The sequence below is a fragment of the Hydrogenophaga sp. genome (assembly GCF_041633695.1).
Taxonomy (GTDB): Bacteria; Pseudomonadota; Gammaproteobacteria; order Burkholderiales; family Burkholderiaceae_C; genus Hydrogenophaga.
This window is the reverse complement of the sequence record NZ_JBFJMY010000263.1, coordinates 1-5,936: the sequence shown is the minus strand read 5'-3', so window position 1 is coordinate 5,936 and position 5,936 is coordinate 1. Positions and strand designations below refer to the sequence as shown.

At 59.2% G+C, this 5,936-nt stretch carries 12 protein-coding genes; all 12 read right to left on the bottom strand.

The features are described 5' to 3' along the window. The coding region (gene secY / locus ABYB95_RS15450; protein ID WP_372659458.1) for a preprotein translocase subunit SecY at nucleotides 1-887 on the bottom strand (887 nt) is incomplete at its 3' end. Nucleotides 888-914: 27 nt separating this feature from the next. After that, nucleotides 915-1,346, bottom strand: coding sequence for a 50S ribosomal protein L15 (gene rplO, locus ABYB95_RS15445; protein WP_372659457.1), 432 nt, complete (start codon nucleotides 1,344-1,346; stop codon nucleotides 915-917). Between the two features lie 15 nt (nucleotides 1,347-1,361). Beyond that, nucleotides 1,362-1,544 (bottom strand): 50S ribosomal protein L30, encoded by a 183-nt coding sequence (gene rpmD / locus ABYB95_RS15440; RefSeq protein WP_372659456.1) that lies wholly within the window; start codon nucleotides 1,542-1,544, stop codon nucleotides 1,362-1,364. 13 nt (nucleotides 1,545-1,557) lie between these two features. Further along, on the bottom strand, nucleotides 1,558-2,076 hold the full coding sequence (gene rpsE, locus ABYB95_RS15435; protein ID WP_372659455.1) for a 30S ribosomal protein S5: 519 nt from the start codon (nucleotides 2,074-2,076) through the stop codon (nucleotides 1,558-1,560). Between the two features lie 18 nt (nucleotides 2,077-2,094). Next, the gene (rplR, locus tag ABYB95_RS15430) at nucleotides 2,095-2,460 is read right to left on the bottom strand and encodes a 50S ribosomal protein L18 (RefSeq protein ID WP_372659454.1); all 366 of its coding nucleotides are present in this window, start codon (nucleotides 2,458-2,460) and stop codon (nucleotides 2,095-2,097) included. Between the two features lie 11 nt (nucleotides 2,461-2,471). Continuing rightward, nucleotides 2,472-3,005: a 50S ribosomal protein L6 gene (gene rplF / locus ABYB95_RS15425; protein ID WP_372659453.1), complete on the bottom strand. Its 534-nt coding sequence runs from the start codon at nucleotides 3,003-3,005 to the stop codon at nucleotides 2,472-2,474. A 22-nt stretch (nucleotides 3,006-3,027) separates the two neighbouring features. Beyond that, a complete protein-coding gene (gene rpsH / locus ABYB95_RS15420) occupies nucleotides 3,028-3,423 on the bottom strand; it encodes a 30S ribosomal protein S8 (protein ID WP_372659452.1) in 396 nt (131 codons plus the stop codon). Between the two features lie 18 nt (nucleotides 3,424-3,441). After that, nucleotides 3,442-3,747: a 30S ribosomal protein S14 gene (gene rpsN, locus ABYB95_RS15415; protein WP_372659451.1), complete on the bottom strand. Its 306-nt coding sequence runs from the start codon at nucleotides 3,745-3,747 to the stop codon at nucleotides 3,442-3,444. An 8-nt stretch (nucleotides 3,748-3,755) separates the two neighbouring features. Then, the gene (gene rplE / locus ABYB95_RS15410; RefSeq protein WP_372659450.1) at nucleotides 3,756-4,295 is read right to left on the bottom strand and encodes a 50S ribosomal protein L5; all 540 of its coding nucleotides are present in this window, start codon (nucleotides 4,293-4,295) and stop codon (nucleotides 3,756-3,758) included. A gap of 2 nt (nucleotides 4,296-4,297) precedes the next feature. Then, nucleotides 4,298-4,618 (bottom strand): 50S ribosomal protein L24, encoded by a 321-nt coding sequence (gene rplX, locus ABYB95_RS15405; protein ID WP_372659449.1) that lies wholly within the window; start codon nucleotides 4,616-4,618, stop codon nucleotides 4,298-4,300. A 9-nt stretch (nucleotides 4,619-4,627) separates the two neighbouring features. Further along, nucleotides 4,628-4,996, bottom strand: coding sequence for a 50S ribosomal protein L14 (gene rplN / locus ABYB95_RS15400; protein ID WP_372659448.1), 369 nt, complete (start codon nucleotides 4,994-4,996; stop codon nucleotides 4,628-4,630). A 237-nt stretch (nucleotides 4,997-5,233) separates the two neighbouring features. After that, nucleotides 5,234-5,936: glycerol-3-phosphate dehydrogenase C-terminal domain-containing protein (locus tag ABYB95_RS15395; protein ID WP_372659447.1), on the bottom strand; the 703-nt coding region annotated here is incomplete at its 5' end.

Here is a 5,936-nt window from a genome sequence, read left to right as displayed (position 1 = left end):
CGCGTGGAGTCCCCGGTGCTCACCCAGCTGACCACGGTGGTGGGCAGGAGAATGATCGAAGAAGCAAAAATGGGCGGAATCACACCAGCCATGTTCAGCTTGAGCGGCAGGTGAGACGACTGGCCACCATAGACCTTGTTGCCCACTTGGCGGCGCGCGTAGTTCACCAGGATCTTGCGTTGCCCACGTTCCACAAACACCACGAAGTAGGTGACCAGCACCACCAACGCAATGATGAGCAAAGAGACCAGAATGTTCATGGCACCGGTGCGCACCAGTTCCAGCAAACCGCCAATGGCGCTGGGCAGACCCGCCGCAATACCGGCGAAGATCAGGATCGAGATGCCGTTGCCCAGACCACGCTCGGTTATCTGTTCACCCAACCACATCAGAAACATCGTACCGGCCACCAGACTCACGACAGCGGTGATGCGAAACGCCATACCCGGATCGATCACCAGACCTGCCGAACTTTCCAAGGCGATGGCAATGCTCATCGACTGGAAGATGGCCAAGCCCAGGGTGCCGTACCGGGTGTACTGCGTGATCTTGCGCCGCCCGGTCTCACCTTCTTTTTTCAACTGCTCGAACGTGGGCACGACATAGGTCATCAACTGCATGATGATCGACGCCGAGATGTACGGCATGATGCCCAACGCGAACACGGTGAAGCGCGACAAGGCGCCACCCGAGAACATGTTGAAAAGACTGAGGATGCCGCCTTGCTGGCCCTTGAACAGCTGCTCCAGCTGCGCAGGGTCAATCCCGGGCACAGGAATGTGTGCCCCGATGCGGTAGACCACCAGCGCCAACAACAGGAACACAAGTCGGCGACGAAGGTCGCCGAACTTGCCTGTCTTGGCTAGGGTTGAGGTTCCGGTTGCCACAGTGAGTTAGCCTTTGCCCGAATCCAATCAGGCGACCGAGCCGCCAGCGGCTTCAATAGCCAGCTTGGCCGCAGCGGTAGCACCAATGCTCTTCAAAGTGACGGCACGTTTGATTTCGCCGGTCTTGATCACTTTGACGCGCTTGATCAGATGCGCCACCAGGCCCGCTTGCTTGAGCACCAACAGATCCACCTCGGTGGCCGTCAGCAACTCCAGGTCGCTCAAGGTCACTTCTGCATTGAACTGCAGCTGTGCGGACTTGAAGCCACGCTTGGGCAGACGGCGCTGCAAAGGCATTTGACCGCCTTCAAAACCGACTTTGTGGTAGCCACCCGAACGGGATTTCTGACCTTTGTGACCACGGCCAGCGGTTTTACCCAGGCCAGAGCCGATGCCGCGACCGACGCGGCGCTTGGCATGCTTGGAGCCTTCAGAAGGCTTGATAGTGTTGAGTTCCATGTCTTGTGACCTCAATCAGAGTACTTTGACCAGGTAGCTGATCTTGTCGATCATGCCGCGCACGGAAGGCGTGTCCTGCAGCTCGCTGGTGCTGTTGAGCCGACGCAGGCCCAGGCCGCGCACGGTGTCGCGGTGAGATTGTTTGCATCCAATGGGGCTGCGCACCAGTTGGACTTTGACGGTGGTTTGTGTGGTCATGATCGTGTTCCCATCAGCCCAGAATGTCTTCAAGCGACTTGCCGCGCTTGGCAGCGACGTCGGCGGGCGTCGTCGAGTTCTTCAAGGCGTCCAGCGTCGCACGCACCAAGTTGTATGGGTTGCTGGAGCCGTGGCTCTTGGCAACCACATCGGTGATGCCCAACACTTCGAACACCGCACGCATAGGGCCGCCAGCAATGATGCCGGTACCTTTTGCGGCCGGCAGCATCATGACGTTGGACGCGCCGTGCTCGCCGTGCACGCTGTGGTGCAAGGAGCCGTTCTTGAGCGAGACCTTGACCATGTTGCGACGGGCCTGTTCCATGGCCTTTTGCACGGCCACCGGCACTTCACGCGCCTTGCCCTTGCCCATGCCAACGCGGCCATCGCCGTCACCCACCACGGTCAGCGCTGCGAAACCGAGAATGCGACCGCCCTTGACCACTTTGGTCACGCGGTTGATCGCGATCATCTTTTCGCGCAAACCGTCGTCGTTCGCTTCGTTTTTGATGTTTGCCTGAAATTTAGCCATTTTGTGTATCCCGTCCGATCAGAACTGCAGGCCGGCTTCGCGTGCCGCGTCAGCCAGGGCCTTGACCCGACCATGGTAGGCAAAGCCCGAACGGTCGAAGGCGACCTTTTCGATGCCAGCCGCTTTGGCCTTTTCAGCAATGCGCTTGCCAATCAGCTGCGCGGCAGCGGTGTTGCCACCTTTGCCAGCGGCGCCGATTTGTGCCCGCACTTCGGCTTCCGCCGTCGATGCGGTGGCCAGCACCTTGGAGCCATCGTCGGAGATGACGCTGGCGTAGATGTGCAGGTTGGTGCGGTTCACGGTCAGCCGCACAGCGCCTTGCTGTGCGATGCGGATACGCGTTTGGCGGGCCCGGCGCAGACGCTGCTCTTTTTTCGTCAACATGATCCTGATCCTTATTTCTTCTTGGTTTCCTTGATCACGACCTTTTCATCCACATAGCGGATGCCCTTGCCCTTGTAGGGCTCTGGGGGGCGCACGGCGCGCACTTCGGAAGCGATCTGGCCAACGCGTTGACGATCAGAACCCTTGATCAGGATTTCGGTCGGCGTCGGGGTTTCCACCTTGATGCCCGCAGGCATGTCCATCACCACCGGGTGGGAGTAACCCACCGTCAGGTTGAGCTTGGTACCCTGCGCTTGCGCACGGTAGCCCACGCCCAACAAGGTCAGCTTCTTCTCAAAGCCCTTGCTGACACCGGTCACCATGTTGTTCACCAGCTGGCGCATGGTGCCCGACATGGCATTGGCTTCACGGGAGTCATCGACTGGCACGAAAGTCATCGTGCCTGCGTTGTTCTCGATCTTGACCAAGCGGTTCTGGGTCAACGCCAGCGCGCCGAGTGCGCCCTTGACATTGATCTGGTTGTCTTTCACGGCCACATCGACTCCCTGGGGAATGGTGACCGGCTGTTTTCCAATACGTGACATTAATTGCTCCTCAATGCCCGCATCAGGCGACGTAACACAGGACTTCACCACCGACACCGGTGGAGCGAGCCTTGCGGTCGGTCATCACACCCTGGGGCGTGGTGACGATAGCAACACCCAGACCGTTCTGGACTTCGGGGATTGCGTTGCGGCCGCGATAGACACGCAGACCAGGGCGGCTCACGCGCTCGATGCGCTCGATCACCGGACGGCCAGCGTAGTACTTGAGAGCAATCTCAAGCTCGTTTTTGCCGTCGGCGCTCTTGACCTGGAATCCGTCGATATAACCTTCGTCCTTCAGGACTTGGGCAATCGCCGTCTTCAACTTGGACGCGGGCATCGACACGCTGGACTTCTCGACCATCTGCGCATTGCGAATGCGGGTCAACATGTCGGCGATAGGATCACTCATGCTCATTTGTGGTTCTCCTAGGGCTTACCAGCTGGCTTTGGTGATGCCGGGGATTTCACCGGCGAAAGCCATTTCGCGGACCTTGGCGCGAGCCAGACCGAAATGGGCATAGGTTCCACGCGGACGACCCGTGATCTCACAGCGGTTGCGCTGGCGAGTCGGATTGGCGTTGCGCGGCAGCTTTTGCAGCGCGAGACGCGCCGCATCACGCTCTTCGTCCGTGCGCTTGGCATCGGAAGCGGTTGCCTTCAACTCGGCGTATTTCGTGGCGAACTTGGCGGCGAGTTTCTCGCGCTTGAGTTCGCGCTGGAGCAGTGCTTGTTTTGCCATACGCTACCTCAGTTCTTGAACGGGAAACGGAAACCGACCAACAAAGCTTTGCACTCTTCGTCGTTTTTGGCCGATGTCGTGATGCTGATGTTGAGGCCACGCAAGGCATCTACCTTGTCGTACTCGATCTCAGGGAAAATGATCTGCTCTTTGACGCCGATGTTGTAGTTGCCACGGCCGTCAAACGCCTTGCCCGAAATACCACGGAAGTCGCGCACCCGGGGCAATGCCACGGTCACGAAACGGTCCAGGAATTCATACATGCGGGCACCGCGCAGGGTCACCATGCAACCAATGGGCTGCTGCTCACGGATCTTGAAACCCGCAATGGCTTTGCGCGCCTTGGTCACCACCGGCTTTTGCCCAGCGATCTTGGTCAGGTCGCCCACGGCGCTGTCCATGACCTTCTTGTCGGCAACCGCCTCGCTCACACCCATGTTGAGCGTGATCTTGGTGATGCGCGGCACTTCCATGATCGAGGAGTAGCCAAATTTTTCAACCAGGCTCGGAGCGATCTTGTCGCGGTAAATTTCTTGCAAGCGGGTCATGCTCAGGCCACCTTGATTTCTTCGCCACTGGACTTGTAGACGCGCACTTTTTTGCCGTCTGCCAGGACTTTGATGCCGACGCGGTCCGCCTTGCCCGTTGCGCCATTGAAAATGGCCACATTGGACTGGTGAATCGGCATGGTTTTTTCCACAATACCGCCAGTCACACCCTTCATGGGGTTGGGCTTGGCGTGCTTCTTGACGGTGTTCACACCCTCAACCAGCACACGATCGGCATCGGTACGTGAAACCACGTTGCCCGTTTTGCCCTTGTCGCGACCGGCAATCACGATGACTTTATCGCCACTACGAATCTTGTTCATGATGATTCCTCAGAGAACCTCGGGTGCCAGCGACACGATCTTCATGAACTTCTCGTTGCGCAGTTCGCGCGTAACCGGTCCGAAGATGCGGGTGCCGATTGGCTCCAGCTTGGCGTTCAGCAACACTGCAGCGTTGCCATCGAATTTGATCAAGGCGCCGTCGGGACGGCGAATGCCTTTGGCGGTGCGCACCACAACGGCGCTGTACACCTCACCTTTTTTGACACGACCACGAGGCGCAGCCTCTTTGATGGTGACCTTGATGACATCGCCGACACTGGCGTAACGGCGCTTGGAGCCGCCCAGCACCTTGATGCACATCACGGACTTGGCACCCGTGTTGTCAGCAACATCGAGTCGAGTTTGCGTTTGAATCATTTGTATGTATTCCCAACTTGAATCCGCTCGGCCACCACGGCCGGGAGTGATCAGTCTTGGGCCCGTCGTTACAAACCAACCAATCACTTCAAAACCAAGCTTGCGCCAATGGTTCCTGGTACTGGTCGGCCCATTTCGGTGGGCAGATAGCCTCGCTTTTTGGAGCGAAGCCGTTGATTATGGCATTGATTCAGTCGATGGTCAAGCGGCTGCCTGCTTTGTTTTGCACAAACCGCCTCAGGCACGCGCCCAGGCGCCTTGGTAGGCCTCGGACAAGCCCAAGAATTCTGGCAACGCCGGGTTGTTGCCGGTTTCCTCGCTCAGAATATCGGCCACCCGAGGCGCCACTTGTTGAGCTGTTTTGGCATCCAGAAAGAGCAGACGGGACCTTCTGGCAAGCACATCTTCGACTGTGAGCGCAAACTCACTTCGGGCCGCGAAGCGCACCATCGCCTCGCTCAGACCAGGGGTCAGCCAACGGTCGTGGCCGGGCAGCGTCTGTATTTGCGTGTTGTCGCTGCCATACAAATGGGCACCCGGCGCCGCGGTGAGCGACGCCGCTTCGCCACCATGGGTTTGCGCAGGCGTGCCTGCCAGCCGGTGGTGCGAGGTGCCCGTAGCGTCCGCGCCTGCCGTCGGGTTCGGCTGGACCACGTTGCGCGGTTCCAGGCTGCCCCATTCCTGGCAGCGCTGGATCACATCTTCTGCCATGGCGCGGTAGGTGGTCCATTTGCCGCCGGTCACGGTGACCAGTCCCTGGGCCGATTTGACGATGGTGTGCTCGCGCGAGACCTGGCGCGTGTGCTGTGTCGCGTCGGCTGCAGGGGGGCGCACCAGTGGGCGCAGGCCAACCCAGATGCTCTTGACGTCGGCCCGGGTCACCGGCTGGCCCAGCGCGATGGAGGCCTCTTCCAATATGAAGTTGATCTCGGCCTCCATG